This is a genomic window from Marinomonas flavescens, from assembly GCF_004352835.1.
Lineage (GTDB): Bacteria > Pseudomonadota > Gammaproteobacteria > Pseudomonadales > Marinomonadaceae > Marinomonas > Marinomonas flavescens.
Window position 1 is genome coordinate 52,055 of the sequence record NZ_SJSB01000013.1, and the last position, 16,211, is coordinate 68,265.

General features: G+C 46.1%; 14 protein-coding genes. 1 reads left to right on the forward strand and 13 read right to left on the reverse strand.

Annotated features, from left to right (window positions below; genetic code table 11):
* Positions 1 to 645: 645 nt before the first annotated feature.
* On the forward strand, positions 646 to 903 hold the full coding sequence (locus E0D70_RS13275; RefSeq protein WP_133012768.1) for a hypothetical protein: 258 nt from the start codon (positions 646 to 648) through the stop codon (positions 901 to 903).
* A gap of 9 nt (positions 904 to 912) precedes the next feature.
* Here the strand turns inward: E0D70_RS13275 and E0D70_RS13280 are convergent, their stop codons facing one another.
* The 13 genes from E0D70_RS13280 to E0D70_RS13340 form a co-directional block, all read right to left on the reverse strand.
* Positions 913 to 1,242: a thioredoxin family protein gene (locus E0D70_RS13280; protein WP_133012769.1), complete on the reverse strand. Its 330-nt coding sequence runs from the start codon at positions 1,240 to 1,242 to the stop codon at positions 913 to 915.
* Between the two features lie 18 nt (positions 1,243 to 1,260).
* Positions 1,261 to 1,929 carry a PAQR family membrane homeostasis protein TrhA gene (gene trhA, locus E0D70_RS13285; protein WP_133012770.1) on the reverse strand — a complete coding sequence of 223 codons (669 nt, stop codon included), beginning with the start codon at positions 1,927 to 1,929 and terminating at the stop codon, positions 1,261 to 1,263.
* 248 nt (positions 1,930 to 2,177) lie between these two features.
* Positions 2,178 to 2,489 carry a 4a-hydroxytetrahydrobiopterin dehydratase gene (locus E0D70_RS13290; RefSeq protein WP_133012771.1) on the reverse strand — a complete coding sequence of 104 codons (312 nt, stop codon included), beginning with the start codon at positions 2,487 to 2,489 and terminating at the stop codon, positions 2,178 to 2,180.
* A gap of 221 nt (positions 2,490 to 2,710) precedes the next feature.
* On the reverse strand, positions 2,711 to 3,469 hold the full coding sequence (locus E0D70_RS13295) for a cobalamin biosynthesis protein (protein WP_133012772.1): 759 nt from the start codon (positions 3,467 to 3,469) through the stop codon (positions 2,711 to 2,713).
* Positions 3,466 to 4,215: a precorrin-2 C(20)-methyltransferase gene (gene cobI, locus E0D70_RS13300; protein WP_240537135.1), complete on the reverse strand. Its 750-nt coding sequence runs from the start codon at positions 4,213 to 4,215 to the stop codon at positions 3,466 to 3,468. The genes E0D70_RS13295 and cobI overlap by 4 nt, the downstream gene beginning before the upstream one ends.
* On the reverse strand, positions 4,215 to 5,534 hold the full coding sequence (cbiE, locus tag E0D70_RS13305) for a precorrin-6y C5,15-methyltransferase (decarboxylating) subunit CbiE (protein ID WP_133012773.1): 1,320 nt from the start codon (positions 5,532 to 5,534) through the stop codon (positions 4,215 to 4,217). The genes cobI and cbiE overlap by 1 nt, the downstream gene beginning before the upstream one ends.
* Positions 5,534 to 6,181 (reverse strand): precorrin-8X methylmutase, encoded by a 648-nt coding sequence (locus tag E0D70_RS13310; RefSeq protein WP_133012822.1) that lies wholly within the window; start codon positions 6,179 to 6,181, stop codon positions 5,534 to 5,536. The genes cbiE and E0D70_RS13310 overlap by 1 nt, the downstream gene beginning before the upstream one ends.
* Before the next feature lie 41 nt (positions 6,182 to 6,222).
* Positions 6,223 to 6,999, reverse strand: a complete 777-nt coding sequence (locus E0D70_RS13315; protein WP_133012774.1) for a precorrin-6A/cobalt-precorrin-6A reductase — start codon at positions 6,997 to 6,999, stop codon at positions 6,223 to 6,225.
* On the reverse strand, positions 6,996 to 8,129 hold the full coding sequence (locus E0D70_RS13320; RefSeq protein WP_133012775.1) for a cobalt-precorrin-5B (C(1))-methyltransferase: 1,134 nt from the start codon (positions 8,127 to 8,129) through the stop codon (positions 6,996 to 6,998). Before E0D70_RS13320 ends, E0D70_RS13315 begins: the two co-directional genes overlap by 4 nt.
* 1 nt (position 8,130) lies before the next feature.
* On the reverse strand, positions 8,131 to 9,477 hold the full coding sequence (locus tag E0D70_RS13325; RefSeq protein ID WP_133012776.1) for a cobyrinic acid a,c-diamide synthase CobB: 1,347 nt from the start codon (positions 9,475 to 9,477) through the stop codon (positions 8,131 to 8,133).
* The gene (locus E0D70_RS13330) at positions 9,474 to 11,243 is read right to left on the reverse strand and encodes an ATP-binding protein (protein ID WP_133012777.1); all 1,770 of its coding nucleotides are present in this window, start codon (positions 11,241 to 11,243) and stop codon (positions 9,474 to 9,476) included. The genes E0D70_RS13325 and E0D70_RS13330 overlap by 4 nt, the downstream gene beginning before the upstream one ends.
* 151 nt (positions 11,244 to 11,394) lie before the next feature.
* A complete protein-coding gene (locus tag E0D70_RS13335) occupies positions 11,395 to 14,106 on the reverse strand; it encodes a PAS domain-containing hybrid sensor histidine kinase/response regulator (RefSeq protein ID WP_133012778.1) in 2,712 nt (903 codons plus the stop codon).
* 96 nt (positions 14,107 to 14,202) lie between these two features.
* Positions 14,203 to 15,990 (reverse strand): two-component system response regulator, encoded by a 1,788-nt coding sequence (locus tag E0D70_RS13340; protein ID WP_133012779.1) that lies wholly within the window; start codon positions 15,988 to 15,990, stop codon positions 14,203 to 14,205.
* Positions 15,991 to 16,211: the final 221 nt, after the last annotated feature.

Genomic DNA, 16,211 nt, shown 5'->3' on the forward strand with positions numbered 1-16,211 from the left:
ACTATTACTAAAAAGGTTTTAGCAAACACAAGGTATTAAATTGACTATTAATTATAACCTAAATTATCGCTATAAAATTAACAGACAACACTAATTTTCCCAACGCTGTTGGCGCATAAAAAATACATATGAAAACTTTAAAAACAAGCGCAAAACACGCTTGAATATGCAAACAGTCTTTTTTATAGAAGCTATAAAAACCATTCCGCAATGATAAATATCATTTTAATTCAAGTTTAAGATGACAAAGTTAACTTGATATTACTCTAGGCTCTTTAATAAAAACAAGCCGAATGCGCTAAATATTTCATTACTTCAAAAAACACATTATTAGAGTGTAAACCTACCAACGCTCCTTCCTCTTCATTGTTAGCTATATTCAATAAAATGAAGCCATCCCTTTATTTACCAGATTATTACTGAAGAAACGTTCGTCCCAATACTTCCAATCAAACGAAGAAGAAAAAAGAGCATTAAACCATTTAAGACGAAACATCACCTACAACCTAAGTCATGTCCAACTAACTAGATAGAGCATCTTTGTGCTCAGTTGCTGACAACAGCCTATGGATTGGTTAAGATCAAGCAAGCTTAATTCACCGCTGAATTGCGCGTTAAGCTTCATCTTGGACTAAGGGCGACATAATGCAGATCACCAATTCACCATTCAATTACGGTCAAACGGGGCTTAAAAATAGCCAAACCGGATTGGATGAAGCGACTCAGAAAGTGGCAAATGCTTCTAATACTGCATCATACAGTCGTCAGATGAGCCAGTATGGCTCGCAAATTCAGGATGGGGTAATACAAGCAAAGGAAAGTGCACTTAGCGCAAAAGCTAATGCCCGTGTAGTAGATAGCACAGACAAAACAATCGGCTCACTTATTGATATTCGAGTATAGACAGCGTTTCTATCTTGTTAAAAAGTCATTTATTTCTTGTTTAAGCAATGGTCGTACAATACGACGCACCTCTATCCCATTTCGTAGCAAGATTAACGTTGGCCAGAGCTTAACGCCAAACTTCCGACCTAGCTTTTTCCCTTTCCCATCAGACACTTTGATATGGGTAATGGATCGGCCATCTAATTCCGCTTTAATCCCTGAACGAGCAGCCTGACAATGACCACACCAAGGCGCACCAAACTCTAGAATAATATCGTCAGTTAATTGGCAAATATCCTCATACGTGGGTGCATCTTCTGCATACTCAGCGTTAAACCCAATTGCACTTGCTTTCATACTTTGCCTCCCATCATTTTATACTGCGGCATAAGCGCCATACCAAAGAATAGAAAAAAAGTGGCACGCGGTTCCCGATAAGACAAACAAATGCCAAATTAAATGCCCATAGCGTACACGCTCGTCAAACGCATAAAACAACACACCTAAAGTATAGAATACGCCACCAAGTACTAGCAGTAATAACCCTTGTGGCGCCATCAATTCAACCAAAGGTTTGATCGCAATAATAATGAGCCAGCCAAGCAAAACATACAGAGCGGTTGAAACAAGAGGATGCTTCGCCTTACCAAATGCTTTTAGCAATACGCCAATAGCAGCAAGCCCCCAAACTGTACCTAAGATAGACCAACCCCAAGCGCCACGCAGAACCCCAAGCATAAAAGGCGTATAAGTACCGGCGATCAAAAAATACACGGCGGAATGGTCAATGATACGGAAAAAATTCTTAACTGAGCCTGCAGGTGCTGCATGATAAAGTGTCGATGCCAGATACAATAAGATCATTGTTGCCGAAAAAATACTGACACCAACAACAAATCCAGCGTCTGCGTTTTCGACGGCGCTCACAATCAGAAATGGTGTACCTATTACGGCGGCTAGCAAGCCTATACCGTGACTAATACTATTGGCTATTTCTTCCCCTAAAGACTGGTCTCTTTTTATCGGTGCTAGTGTATCTTCCATCACCTGTTCTCCATTCATTACAAAAAAACAACAACCTAATTACTAACAAAGTAACCACATCCTATTCTATAAATAGCTTAGGTGGTCTATAAACTCATTGTAGAAGTATGAATCATGGGATTTTGATCATGACATTTCAAACAGTACCAACTCTGTAAACCCTAAGTCGGTACTGTTTAAACTCGATGCGGTCTAACATCCTAAAGTAGCTAAGAAACAACAAGACGACATGATTAGGCGCATTTACCTTAATCTATCGTCGATGCATGAACCTCCATTTGCTCAGCCAATAGAAAGTCTTTTTCAGACAAGCCCTCCACATCCTCAGTGGTCAACTGAATATGAACTTCATTATAGGAATTAGACCATTCTGGGTGATGGTCCATTCGTTCTGAAACCAAGGCACACTGCGTCATAAATCCAAAAGCTTGCTGAAAGTTTCGAAAAGTATAACTGCGAGACAGCTTGCCATCCTTAACAACCCAACGTCCGTCAGTAGACTTATTAAGCTCTTTAAGTGACCATTCAATTTCTTCTTGAGAGAGTGCTTTTAATGACATAAATACCTCCACAATGTCTTTATTCTCTGCCTATATAAAGTATTGGAGAATAAAGAAGGGAATTCAATTACCTAGAGAAAAGATCACCATAGTTGCCGTTTTCTTGCCTCTTAGGAATTAAGATGATGAGCAAATAGTATTTGAAACAGCGAATTCATGAGTATTCTATGGACTAAAAAAAGCTGAAAAAACATTTACTAAAAGCCGATGGATTAAACATATTATCTTTTGAAGGTTCTCGCAATAGAGACCGTTGCTTTACCATTTTTAATCTTATTTAGCACCAATTCTGGCGGTGAATTAGTCGCCAGCTTAGCCGCCAGTAATGCGGCGGACTCTGCCACACCATACACGCCGACCGTATTAAATATATAGTCTGACCTTGTACTTAATAAACTCGCCATCGGGGTTAATTGTGCTGCGCTAAAAGTCTGAAATCGCCAGCCATATTTCTCTGCAAGCGCAATTAAGTTCTCTTCATCAGCCTTGATATCAATACTGTTAAGGGAATGAATATCACTCGGCGTTAATCCTTTTTGGGACAAGCCTTCCAACATGAGCTCTTCCAAATACTCAAGTGGACAGCCTCGCTCGCACCCCATGCCAAGAGTATAAACAGGGTTCAAATACATTTTTGCAGTGGTCATCACCAGCTGAGCGCCAAGGCCATCTGCCACCTGTGCGCCCCAATCATTCGCACCACCTTCGTGGCCAGATAGCAGAGGAATCACAAATTTACCCAGCTCGTCCAACACCAATACCGGCGGGTCTTGGTGTTTGTCTTGCATTACTGGTGCCAAGGTGCGCATAACAATGCCAGTAGCACAAATAAACACCAGATGCTCGCCTTGCCGAAAGGCGGTTTGCACCACCTTTGCAAACGGCTTTGGCTTATAATCCAACACCGCCTCAGGCCAATGTCGCAACAAACGCCTACCAAGCTGTTCACCCGCAGGAGTCAAAGCGACAATGCGAATCAACGTGTGCCTCGCTCACTCTTAGTGACCACAAACAAAGAAAAATACGGCCCGGCTTTGTCTTCTAATGTTGAGACATCTTGCACTATGCGCTCATTGTCACGGCCTATGTACTCTAGATATTTTGCGTCTTGCAGGCGATTCGTCTTACGTAATGCGGTCAGGATTCGCGGGCGTGCTCGGCCTGCTTTCATGATAACAACGCTGTCATGCTGCTCTAAAGCCGTATCGATTTGCAATGCAGAATGACGACCACTTACCACGGCAAACGATTCTTTCAATACCGTTAACGGATGATTTAACGCCGATGAAGCAGCGTTAATAGAAGACACGCCAGGCACCACTTGGCAAGAGAATTGACCTTCTAGGCGCTCTAATAAATACGCGAAAGAGCCGAAAAAGAGCGGATCCCCCTCACACAAGAACACCACGTTGCGGCCACGTTCTAGTTCAGCCGCAATCGCTTCAGCACCTGCGTCATAAGCCTTATTCGCTTCTTCACGATCGGTCGACATTGGCATAACAATGGCGATTTCATTTTGCGGATGAGTCACCCCAGCAAAGGCTTCGCTAGCAATGTTTTTGGCTTGTGAATTGCCTTCACCGTTGGCGAGATAGCTCACCACACTGGCATTTTGGATTAAACGCAACGCTTTTAACGTAATCAATTCAGGGTCCCCTGGACCCACACCGACACCAATAAAGCGCCCTTTTGCTTGTTCGTTTGTTGTCATCTCGACCGCGGTCATTACTCGGTGTCCTTTTGTGTAGTAGTCGCCATTGACGTCTTGATAAATAAAGACAATGTCACTGGTAAATTAGGGCGATAAAGTCGCTGTCCGGCTAAGCGGTCTTGTTTTGCCACGGCCAATTGCACACTTTGCTCTTCGCAGTCTTCGCCCTGCGTTCGCTGTGTAGCAAATTGCATGACTTGATACTTGCTGTCTTCTGTCACCGCGCTCACCATTAAATGCCCACCAAGAGGCAAACAGGACCATGCTTGTGTTAGCAGATCATTTAAGGTGCCGTCGCTACCGCCAATAAATACCTTATCAGGCAAGGGCAAATCCGCTAGCGCCGCGGGAGCACGCCCAGCCACAATAGATAGATTTTGCGTTACGCCAAAACGCTCTTGGTTGGCCTCTAAACACGCTAAACGCTCAGGGTGATGTTCAATGGCAACGACCTTACTACGCGGGTGCCAGTACGCTAATTCCACGCTCACACCGCCGCAACCCGCACCAATATCCCACACGGTGTCGCCCTCTTGAATATTCAAGTAAGACAGGATAATCAACCTGACTTCACGCTTGGTAATCATCCCTTTGCCATCCCCTTTGTCCGTGACAAAAGCGTGATCAGGGATGCCAGGGGAAGTAGGATAAAAGCTTCCATGAGAGGTATTTGAAGCGCTCGTTTTCACGACAATCACATTCAAAGGGTCAAAAGACGGCACCTTTTTTGCGAGCAAGTCCGCGACTGAAAAATGGCGCACTTGTTCGTTTTGATAACCTAATGCTTCACAAACAATAATATCACTGTGATCAAGCCCTGCCGCTAAGCACTCTGCGGCAATCTGCGCTGGCTGGCTATGCTGATCCGTCAGTAGCACTAAGGTTTTATTCGCGTGTAATAAGCGGCGTAAGTTCGACAATGGACGACCATGCAAACTGACCACTGCAACGTCTTGTAGTGATAACCCTAGACGATGACAAGCCACTTGAATACTGGACACGTTCGGGTAAAAAACCAATTCATGCTGAGAAGCTTCGCCACCAAAATGACGCTTTAGCCAAGCCCCTATCCCATAAAATAATGGGTCTCCTGAAGCCAGCACGACCACTTTCGCGCAGCCTTGTTGTTGCCATTGCTCAAAGCTAGTGGCCAATTGGGACAGTTTTGGCAGCCGTTCAACCTGAGCCTGATGCGGATAATCCACTAGCGTGTCGTGTTGTCGAGGCGAACCCAGCACGATGTCGTGCTCTGCCAAACTGGATAACACCACTTGCGCTTGACGATCTAGCGTGGCGCGCTCCGCAACCCCCAGCCCAATGACGTGAATCTGCATTAATAATACTCGTCTAAGTTACAGCGTAATAAAGCGTTGCAGCTGGCGGATGTTACTGCGCTGCCGCCCATACGACCCAGCAAGGTAATGCATTCAACACCTAGCGCTTCATGTGCATCCCAAAGCGCTTGTTTCGACTCTGCTGCCCCTACAAACCCCACCGGCATACCAATAATCAAGGCTGGCTTTGGCGCCCCTTGCTTAATCATTTCCAACAAACGAAACAACGCCGTCGGCGCATTGCCGATCAATACCACGCTGCCAGCTAACGAGTCAGTCCAGAGACTTAACGCCGCCATAGATCGTGTTTCACCACGACTTTTCGCCAGCATGGCCACCGTAGGATCATTTAAAAAACACAAGGGATCACGCTCAATCATGCGTTTAGTCACCCCTTGTTTAACCATTTCCACGTCACATAAAATAGCGCCGTTACTCGCCAATGCCTCCCGACCTGCTTGTGTCGCATTAGCACTAAATCGTACATTTTGTGCCACATCAGGCAGTCCCAAACTGTGAACGATTCGCATGGCAACTTGCTGTTGATCTAGCGTCAGTCCAGCAAGCTCGGTCAGTTCACGAATTTGACGAAAGCTGTCTTGTTCAATCGCTTGAGGGTTTTGTTCGTAGCGTGGCGGCTCTAACATGGAATGGCTCTTATGGCTGGTTACTTCGTTTGTAGGTTTGGTCACTGTTGGCTGTCTTTTCGATCATGAGTAAAGGTGCTACAGGCTTTTAAGCAAGCCTCTAGACACGCTTCTGTCGTGTTAAATTCTTTGTCCGCTGCAGGTAATTCAGGACGTTCCTGAAGCAGCACTGTGATGCCTAATTCTCGAGCCGCGACTAGCTTTGCGTAAGTGGCATCGCCTCCGCTGTTTTTACTCACAATGACATCGATTTGATGATCAAGCAGCAAGTGTCGCTCTTCTTTTAAACCAAAAGGTCCAATGGCTTTAATCCACTGAACTCTCTCTGGCAAAGAAAATTTCGCCGCGACAGCAGTACGCCAAATAACAGACGTTACACTATCATTTTTGAGAATCGCTCTCAATAAAGCATCAGTCATTTGCCCTGCACTCAGTAAGGGAGTGCGAAATGTTTGGAGTAATGAAAGTAGTGCGGCATCATCTTGGTAATAACACCAGCGATCGCCCTCTTTGGGTTGCCAAGCTGGGCGATGAAAGCGCCAACAAGGAATGCCAACTTCACGCGCTGCCAAGACGGCTTTACGACTCATTGTTTGAGCATAGGGGTGCGTCACATCCAAAACCATGCCGATCTGATTGGCTCGTATATAAGCGGCTAAACCACCAAATTGAGTAAAACCACCCACCACCAGCTCACAATCCACTTTGGGTACTCGCACCAATCCAGCCAAGCTGTACACCACACGAATGCCTGCTTGATGAAGGGTATCTGCTAACCGACGGCCATCGGCGGTACCACCTAATAATAAGATTTTCATTGTGCGTTTCCTAATGCCGGAGCATCCGCTGCATGGCCGACAAAATGACCGCGACGATCAATCGCCCATACTTCTAATGCGATATGAGACGGTATATAAGTGCGAGCAAAAGCCAATGCCTGCGCGCAAATCGCGTCCGCAAGAGGCAGTCCCGCTTGTTGGGCAAATTTGAGGGCTTCCACACTGGTGTTTGCCTGAGTCATACTGTTTTCTAGCTCAGCATTCGCTCCTAAACTTACCGCTAAGTCAGCCAATGCAGGTAAGTCGATACTCGACACTCGGCTGTTTAGATCCATATGCCGTTGCGCTAACTTGCTGATTTTACCAAAACCGCCACACAGGCTTAGTTTGGTCAATTTGGTCGCACCGTTCTGTTCTACTTTTCGCACATGCTTGAGCACAGCACCGACGAAATCTCCCATTTCGATCAACGCCATGTCATCAAGCTGATAATGCGCTTTAATCGCGTCTTCGCTCGCATTGCCCGTGGTGGCCGCAATATGAGTGATGCCATTTGCCCGTGCCACATCGACGCCTTGATGGATAGAAGCAATATAAGCCGCGCAAGAAAACGGTCGCACAATGCCTGTGGTACCTAAAATCGAAATTCCGCCAAGAATACCAAGACGAGGGTTCATGGTTTTTTCTGCAATCTGAGCCCCATTAATCACGCCGACAGACACGACAAAGCCGCCCTGGTAATGATACGTTTCGGCGAAGCCTGCTAGGTGCTCGGTCATCATTTTTCGCGGAACTGGGTTGATGGCAGGCTCACCCACGTCTAACAGCAAACCGGTTCGAGTCACTGTTCCAACCCCTTCTGCCGCAGAAAAATGCACCCCTTGTTCGGCACACAACGTCAGTTCAACAAAAATCGTCGCACCGTGAGTTGCGTCTGGATCATCTCCCGCGTCTTTTATGGTCGAGGTACGCACACTGGATTCGCTCAGCGCATAATCTTCAATCGTCAGATCAACCTGCTTACCTTTTGGCAAGGTGACATTCACGGTGCGGTCTTGTCGTTGAGCAAAAAGCGCTTGCGCCGCCGCCACACAACACGCGGTCGCACAGGTACCTGTGGTCAATCCGGTGCGTAATGGTGCTGGCTTTTCTGCGCTTTCTGGCCACATATTATGCGCTCTCAGCCAAGCTGGTTACACCTAAAAAGAGTGCCGCTGTGGCGTCTAAATTCGATGGGAAAAACAAATGCAGATAGCTGGCGGTTAAGCCTTGCTGTTGATAGATTGCTTCCCCTGGCGCGGGATGTCGCTGGCGACGTCCGTGACCAACGGGTTCTGGCGTGTTCGCACTGCGTGACCTATGGTGGGCGTGTCCACGAATCTCACCCTGCGGTATCACCGCGGTTTGCATCCCTTGGCAACCACGCTTACCGCGCATCGCGCCTTGGCCAGATAAAATGCCTAACATAGGATAGCACTGACCTTCTAAATCCGTCAGTTCTTCTAGGCTGTACAACATACCACCACACTCAGCGAGCAAGGGTTTTCCACTGGCAAAGAAGGCCTGAAGAGATGAATGCATGCTGGTGTTTTCAGACAGCGCTTTGGTGTGCAACTCTGGGTAACCGCCGGGCAACCAAACGGCATCCGCATCGGGTACTGTGGCGTCATTCAATGGGGAAAAGAAAGCGATCTCCGCGCCCAAGCTTTTTAATGCGTTTAAATTGGCATCGTAAATAAAACTAAAAGCGGCATCTCTCGCCACCGCGATGGTTCTACCTTGTAAATGACGCTTGGCTGGCGCCTCAGCATAATCTTGTTCAGCGGGTAAAAATGCCACTGGCTCTGGCAGTGTTAATAAGCCTGCATCGGTTGACTCCTGTAACCAGTCAACGGCGGCTTCAAAGCGAAGCTCAAGCTCATCCGCGACTTCTTCGGCTTGCACCAAGCCCAAATGACGCTCAGGCAAAGTCACGTCTTCATCGCGTTTTAGCGCAGCCAATAATGGTAATGAAGGAGGCAAAGCATCGCGAATTAACTCTGCGTGTCGTTCGCTGCCGCAACGGTTAGCAATCAAACCTACAACGCGGACATCGTCGCGAAAATTGGCCAATCCTGTGGCTAATGCCGCCGCGGTTTGTGCCATGCCTTTTACGTCCATCACGATCGCCATCGGAATACCAAAACGCGCGGCAAGGTCAGCACTAGATGGATCACCATCGAACATCCCCATCGCCCCTTCAATAAGGATCAGATCGGCTATTTGTGCCGCTTGGTACAAACGGTCTTGGCAGTAATCATCACCTGCCATCCAGATATCGAGTTGCTCAACTGGCTGCTTCGAAGCTTGGGCAAGAATTTGCGGGTCTAAATAATCAGGCCCTGTTTTAAACACTCGAACCACTTTACCTTGTTTGGTGAAATACCGTGCCAACGCCGCTGTAATGGTTGTTTTACCTTGGTTCGATGCCGGTGCAGTAAGAAAAATAGCCGGGCAATAGATGGTTTCTTGACTCATGATGTGGTCTCTAAAAGCGAATTTAATAATAGGTAATCTGCGCCAAGCTGTTGCGCGATTTCAGCCCCTCGGCCTCGTTTAACCGGTGTGTTTTCGGTGTCGATCAAGACACACTGACCTAATAATACTTTGTTGCTGGTAGGTGAAAAATCCGTCACATCCGCTTGCGTGCGGCCATCCGTTAAAATATAGGTTTGGCTCACTAAGCCGGTTGTCGCCTTATGTTGTTGCATCAAATATTGACTGACTTTTTCAATCGCAAGACGAAAAGGCGTGCCACCACCCGCCGCTAACTCATCCAGCCTTGCTAAAATTTCCTTGGGCGCGCGCACTTTGGGCAATACCGCTGACACCGACTCTTGGCCAAAGCCTAAGATCGCCATTTGTTCGCGCGCTAAGTAAGCTCGTTGGGCAATGTCTAAAATCACCCCTTTGGCATTCGCAAACACTCCTTGCGCTAATGTAGACGCCGAGGTATCGAGCAATACCAGATGCAACACAGGCAAACCTGTATGGCGTTTTTTAGGCAATAACTGACGCGGTGGCCAGCTCTGGGGATGACGAATAATACTTCTAAACCAATCAATCCCTTCTCCCATAACGGACGCATCAGGACGATATCCGCCCTGCGTCTTACCTCGTTGCTTTCCCGGCGTAACCTCACTGAAATTAGCCGATGGTGTCGTCAATGCCTCCGCCGTGTGCGCTATTGGTACACTGATTCGCTCACTCGTCGCTTGCTGTTCTGGTTGCATACTACCCCAGTCACCTTGCGAATTGGATTCTTTTGCGGCGCCTTGTGCATCATCAGGCAAGGAATGCGGTGGCCGTCTTGATGGCGGTGTTGAAGGGGGTGGAGAGGAAGGCTTAGCGCTTGGTGATTGAGGAGGATTGTTATGTCGACGATGCGCTAACACCAAGGTTTCTACCACTTGAATATCATCGATAGACACTGTGGTTGCACCTCGCCATGCCGCATGCGTCATCGCCGCTCTTACCCAAACAATGTCCGCTCGTACACCGTCCACCTGAGCGTCTTGACAACGGCTGGCAATGTCCATGCGCAGTGCGTCGGCACAGCGAACTTTGGACAAGCCATTACGCGCTATCTGTATGCTGTTTTTTAAGTTACGTTGCTTGTATTTGAAGGCGTCACAAAAGGCTTTAGGGTCTTGGTCATACTCATCACGTAAGCGCACGATTTGCACTCGTTCTTCCAAGCTGTAGTGGTTGTCTAGGGTGACCATCAAACCAAAACGATCTTGCAACTGTGGCCGTAATTCCCCTTCGTCTGGGTTCATGGTGCCGACTAATAAAAAGCGCGCTTCATGTTCGTGGCTGACACCATCACGTTCAATACGATTGACGCCGCTGGCCGACACATCAAGCAGTTGATCCACCAAATGATCGCTGAGTAAATTCACCTCATCAACGTACAAAACACCGCCGTGGGCACGACTTAACAAGCCTGGTTTGAAGGCAACCTCTTTCTCTTGCAATACCTGCTGCAAATCCAAAGCCCCCAGTAATCGATCTTCACTGGCACCAAGAGGCAATGTCGCAAAAGGCGCAAGATCATCACCTTGCAACGCAGGCATCACACCGGACAAACCACGAGCTAACGTTGATTTTGCTGAACCGCGCGGTCCGCTAATCAAGACCCCGCCAATTCTCGGATTAATCGCCGATAAAATAAGCGCCAGCTTTAAAGACTCTTGCCCTGCTACTGCGGTAAAAGGAAAGTTGCAATGGGCTAGGCTGCTCATGGTGTTACCTATCATCGGTTGGGGTCAAAGGGAAAGTAGAAAACCGCCTATTGTAGGCGGTTTTACTATGTATTGTCTCGTTTGAACCTTATCCGTGGCCTTAAGTTATGTCAAACTCAAAACTCGGCACTGAAGATGAATAAAAAACAGCTTACAAGCGAGATGGATCGTCTCCCGTCAACAGCACATCCGGATAGAAACTCACAATTAATTGCTCGACCAATTCTAAATCAAAAATATCGATGGCTTGCGCGATATCGTGTCGTTGCTCAGAGGATAGCTTTTCACTGAACAAATCCAGCTGCTCACTGGCTTTATTGATATCGCCACTCTTGGCTGCCCAATAAATTGCCTGCCAATCCAAGCCCGTCATCGCACTCGATGACGATGCTATTTTTCTTGGCTGAGAAGACGCTAACGCCGCCTCTTTTTTATCATCGAAAATAGGCACAAAGCACACATTCATATGAGTCACCAAAGCCTCATAGACTTCTTCCACTTTATAAGGTTTAGCGATAACCTGCCAAAAGCCGTCTTTTTTCAACTCGGCTAATTCATGGGTCATGGTGGAAGCGGTTACGGCAATAACGGGGACCTTACCATCAGGGTCCAACGCTTGAATCGCTTTCAGCAAATCTTGGCCGCTTTTGTTTGGCATTCGGATATCAGTCATTACCATATCAGGGCGATATGTTTTAAAGCGCTCGATGGCAATCTCACCATCTTCTGCTTCGATAATTTGACAACCCGCCTTCTCTAGTAGAGACACCAAAATATCCCGAGACCAGTCATCGTCTTCCGCCACCAGCACGCTAATAGGATGACTTAACCGACTGTGAGAACCCGCTTCATAGATAGGATACTCAAGGGTCACGTCTTCTGCCATCACTGAAATTGGCATCATCACGGTAACATGAGTCCCTGCCCCAGGTAGACTTTGAATAGACAATGATCCACCCATCAATTTCACCAAGGTGTGTGACAAAGCCAAGCCAAGCCCAGTACCACCTTCTCGCTGCCCTGCCTCTCCTTGGACAAAGGGAGTAAATAGACTGTCCATCTGCGTATTATCAATGCCCGGCCCTGTGTCTGAGACTACCAACTCAAGTAAATCATCTTGATACCGCCCGGTTACTGTCACGGATCCTGTGGTGGTAAACTTCACCGCGTTACCGACTAAATTGGTCAGCACTTGATGGAATTTAACTGGGTCAATCCACACCCACAGCTCAGCTGGCATATCGAGGTCGGCGATAAGCTGTAGCCCTTTCTTTTGCGCCTGCCCCTGCAATAGCTTAATAACCTGTTGTATTTCTTTTCGTAAACTGACTTTTTGACTGTGTAATATCATACGGCCCGATTCGATTCGCGCGATGTCTAAAATATCATTAATCAATGCCAACAAGCGTTCGCCTGCACCTTCAATGGCTTGAAAGCGTGTTTTAGCAACACCATTCAGTGACATGTCTTCTCGAATCAATTGTGCGTAACCAATAATGGCATTCAGCGGAGTGCGAATTTCATGACTCATATTCGCCAAAAAATTACTTTTGGCTTGGCTTGCCTGTTCGGCCACCTGCTTCGCATTTTCCAGCTGAGCGGAGACATTTTTCTGCTCGCTAATATCACTCATGATATCGCCAAAGGATATTGCAGCCCCCTCGTCGTTGCGCAAAATGAAATAGGTTTCATAGGTTTCGAAAATTCGCCCATCCATACTTTTCGCCTGCAATTCACCTTCCCAAACACCATGCTCTTTAACATAAGGAATCACGGTATTGGCTAGAAACTGTCGGCTATTAGACGAATAAAAATCAAGGTAATTTAAATTTTTTACCGGCACATCATCGCCAATACAAAGCAGGTCACGCATTTTTTTATTCAGGTAAGACATGTCCCCATTGAGCGTGGCCATACCAAACCCTTGAGCGGAATTATCGGCAAAGCTTTTAAACAATTTTAATTCACGAATAAGTTCGTTGCGCTCGGTGATGTCTCTGGCGATCCCCAAGACGCCTTTAAAATTTAATGACGGCTCTTCGATGGGCACCCGATACACTTCAAACAATCGCTGACCACTGCCATCTGCCGCCGTGCCCCAGCAGTGTTCATGCAAGGTTTCTCCATCCTGCAAAGCTTGATTGTCCCGATCTTGGTAGTATTGCCCATTGTCATCGAGATTCAGTTCTTGGTCTGTTTTCCCTTTTATTTCATCGCGCGACAAATTATTAAACAGCAAAAAGGCATCGTTGCAATCTAGGTAGCGACCCTGTTGATCTTTAGACCACACAGGGTCCGGAATATTATTCAGCAAAGAGGATAGAATCAGCTCACGGCGACGGGCGGTTTCACGCGCAGAAATTAGCTCATTTTCTGCGTCGACGAGATGATTGACCTGCTCCAAAGTACCGACAATACATTGCACACGTCGGCGGCCATCCCAACGCGTCACACTGCCACGCATTTCAAGCCACTGACTTTCTCCATGAATATCATCAATACGAAAACGCAGAAACTGTGGCGTTATTTGATTCTCTTGCTGCGTTAAAATGGTCACGGTCCATTCATTAAAAGCCAGTCGATCTTCTTTTTTAAGGTAGGCTAACCAGTCCTGAATACTATTGGGAGTATCTTCTTCCTCAAAGCCAAACTGGGCAAAAAATTCAGAAGAGATATAAAACTTTTTACTTTGTGGAAACCATTCCCAGACGCCCGCTTTGGTGGCCAAAATGGCTTTAGAATAACGTCGTTGCAGATGTTTAAAACGAATCAGAAAAATCAATTGGAAGACAATCAGAACCGTGGCTGTGGCGATGAACAAAAAGATTAATAGACTAAAAATGGTCGATGTTCCAGACAGCATGTACAGATTCCTTAGAGGGTCAAGCGAGGTCGTGCGCAACGCGCCTCTTCCTGTGCGTCGCCCCTTAGGCTCTATGCTAAGGGACGCATGAAAACCTTACAGCTTTTCGGGTTTATGGAAGTGGTAGCCCTGCCCCCATTCCACCCCTAGTTCCTGTAGCTGCAAGACAATCTCTTGATTTTCAACAAACTCTGCCACCACGGGTTTATCCAGCATTTTGGCCAGCTTTACGATCGAATCAACCATGCCATAATGGATGGCGTTTAGATGCATATCTTTTACAAAAATACCGTCAATTTTGATCAGATCAAAAGGTAAATCCATCAAATAGGCGAACGAAGAAAAGCCCGTACCAAAATCATCCAAAGCAATACTGCACCCACGCTCATGCAATAAAGACATAAAACGTCGCGTATCGACAAAATTATTTAATGCTTCTGTTTCAGTGATTTCAAAGCAAAACTTACGACCATCTAACTGGTAAATATCTAACTGTTCGATAATAAAGTGGGCAAAGTCAGTTTCACGAACAGATAGCGCAGAGACGTTAAGTGCTACTTGGCTAACCTCTTCCCATAGATGAGGCCTTTCTGAAAACTGCCGCATGGTGTGACTAATTACCCAGCGATCTATTTTTGAGATAATACCAAAGCGCTCTGCAGCTCGAATAAAATCATTAGGGTAAATAAGCTCGCCACTTTTTTCATCTTTTAAGCGAACTAAAATTTCAATTTTCTTTCCTATGTCCTCAGCCTTAGTTAAAGGAAGTACTTGCTGGAAATGCACCTCGAATAAATTCTTTGCAAGACCATCGACAATGCGCAGTCCCCAGTTCAAATTACCTCTTCGCTCCTCATAACCAAGATCGCTTGCATTTTTAACAATTCGTGAATGAACACCTGATTTTTTGCTGGAATAACTTACTTCATCTGCCAGCATAATCACTTGTTCAAAAGAGACCATTTCTAACGTAATAGGAATAGCGACCGTTGTTACAGAAGTGCGAAATTGACGCCCATCCCATACAAACGAAAAGTCTTCAATACGTTGAGTCATAATTCGAAATAAAGACTCTACCGCTTCTACACCACCGCGTCCGACAGCAATAGCAAACTTATCGCCGCTTAATCGCGTACAAAAATCTCGCTGCGGCGAGCAAAGCTCATTAATTAATGACGCGAACTGATGAAGTAACTCATCCCCTGCAATACAGCCACAAGCATCATTGATCAGACGGAATTCATTAATATCGATCAGAATAAAATAAGGAGTGTGCGCATTAGATTTGCTTTGAACGCCAGAGATTATATGAGTAATGTGTTCGTCTAACGCATCACGATTATAAAGTTGAGTAACAAAATCATGCTGAGCAAGATAGTTTAAGCGGTCTTGCATATAGCGCCGCTCGTTCACCTCTTTGCGCAGGTTACGATTCACAAGGTTAAGATCTGCAGTACGCTCTCGAACTTTTTCTTCTAACTCAAGGTTTAGGTCTTTTAGCTCATTCATCAAGTTGAAGCGTTCCAATTGATGGGCAACACGCGAACGAACTTCTTCCACTCGAATAGGCTTACTAATGTAATCATTACCACCCACTTCAAAACCTCGACTAATGTCATCGACTAATGCGGTGACAAAAACAACAGGAAGGTCTTTAAATTTAGGATTCGCTCTGATTTTTTGACATGTTTCAAAACCATCTATCCCCCCCATCATGACGTCTAAAAGCACCAAACAAGGTTCGGTTCTATCTAGCAAGGCTAATGCGCGCTCTCCGGAGTTCGCAACAACCACAGTGCAATTTAATGCAGCAATGACATCATTTAAGACTCGTAGATTCTCTGGTACATCATCGACAATCAAAACGGTGGGTATTTTTTTCATACTCAGCTATGCCTTCCTTTTATCTATTCAGATAATCTATTTCGCTAGTAACTCGCTCATCAATGAACAATTTCTAAACACCTTTCTAGAGTCTACCTCGCTTTAACTACAACTTTCTATCCTACTATTGGCTCAATATACAAATTAAAACAATACTAGCGTTATATCTTGACCTTAGACCAACATCCAAGGTTTATACTGGCGTTAAATCTTATTCAAAA

Bases quoted from the DNA above. Each gene is read 5' to 3' on its own strand.
- E0D70_RS13280 (WP_133012769.1), bottom strand. From the start codon at position 1,242: ATGAAAGCAAGTGCAATTGGGTTTAACGCTGAGTATGCAGAAGATGCA.
- E0D70_RS13325 (WP_133012776.1), bottom strand. From the start codon at position 9,477: ATGAGTCAAGAAACCATCTATTGCCCGGCTATTTTTCTTACTGCACCG.
- cobI (WP_240537135.1), bottom strand. From the start codon at position 4,215: ATGACCGCGGTCGAGATGACAACAAACGAACAAGCAAAAGGGCGCTTT.
- E0D70_RS13310 (WP_133012822.1), bottom strand. From the start codon at position 6,181: ATGTTAGAGCCGCCACGCTACGAACAAAACCCTCAAGCGATTGAACAA.
- trhA (WP_133012770.1), bottom strand. From the start codon at position 1,929: ATGGAAGATACACTAGCACCGATAAAAAGAGACCAGTCTTTAGGGGAA.
- E0D70_RS13340 (WP_133012779.1), bottom strand. From the start codon at position 15,990: ATGAAAAAAATACCCACCGTTTTGATTGTCGATGATGTACCAGAGAAT.
- E0D70_RS13335 (WP_133012778.1), bottom strand. From the start codon at position 14,106: ATGCTGTCTGGAACATCGACCATTTTTAGTCTATTAATCTTTTTGTTC.
- E0D70_RS13320 (WP_133012775.1), bottom strand. From the start codon at position 8,129: ATGTGGCCAGAAAGCGCAGAAAAGCCAGCACCATTACGCACCGGATTG.
- E0D70_RS13275 (WP_133012768.1), top strand. From the start codon at position 646: ATGCAGATCACCAATTCACCATTCAATTACGGTCAAACGGGGCTTAAA.
- E0D70_RS13330 (WP_133012777.1), bottom strand. From the start codon at position 11,243: ATGAGCAGCCTAGCCCATTGCAACTTTCCTTTTACCGCAGTAGCAGGG.
- cbiE (WP_133012773.1), bottom strand. From the start codon at position 5,534: ATGCAGATTCACGTCATTGGGCTGGGGGTTGCGGAGCGCGCCACGCTA.
- E0D70_RS13315 (WP_133012774.1), bottom strand. From the start codon at position 6,999: ATGAAAATCTTATTATTAGGTGGTACCGCCGATGGCCGTCGGTTAGCA.
- E0D70_RS13290 (WP_133012771.1), bottom strand. From the start codon at position 2,489: ATGTCATTAAAAGCACTCTCTCAAGAAGAAATTGAATGGTCACTTAAA.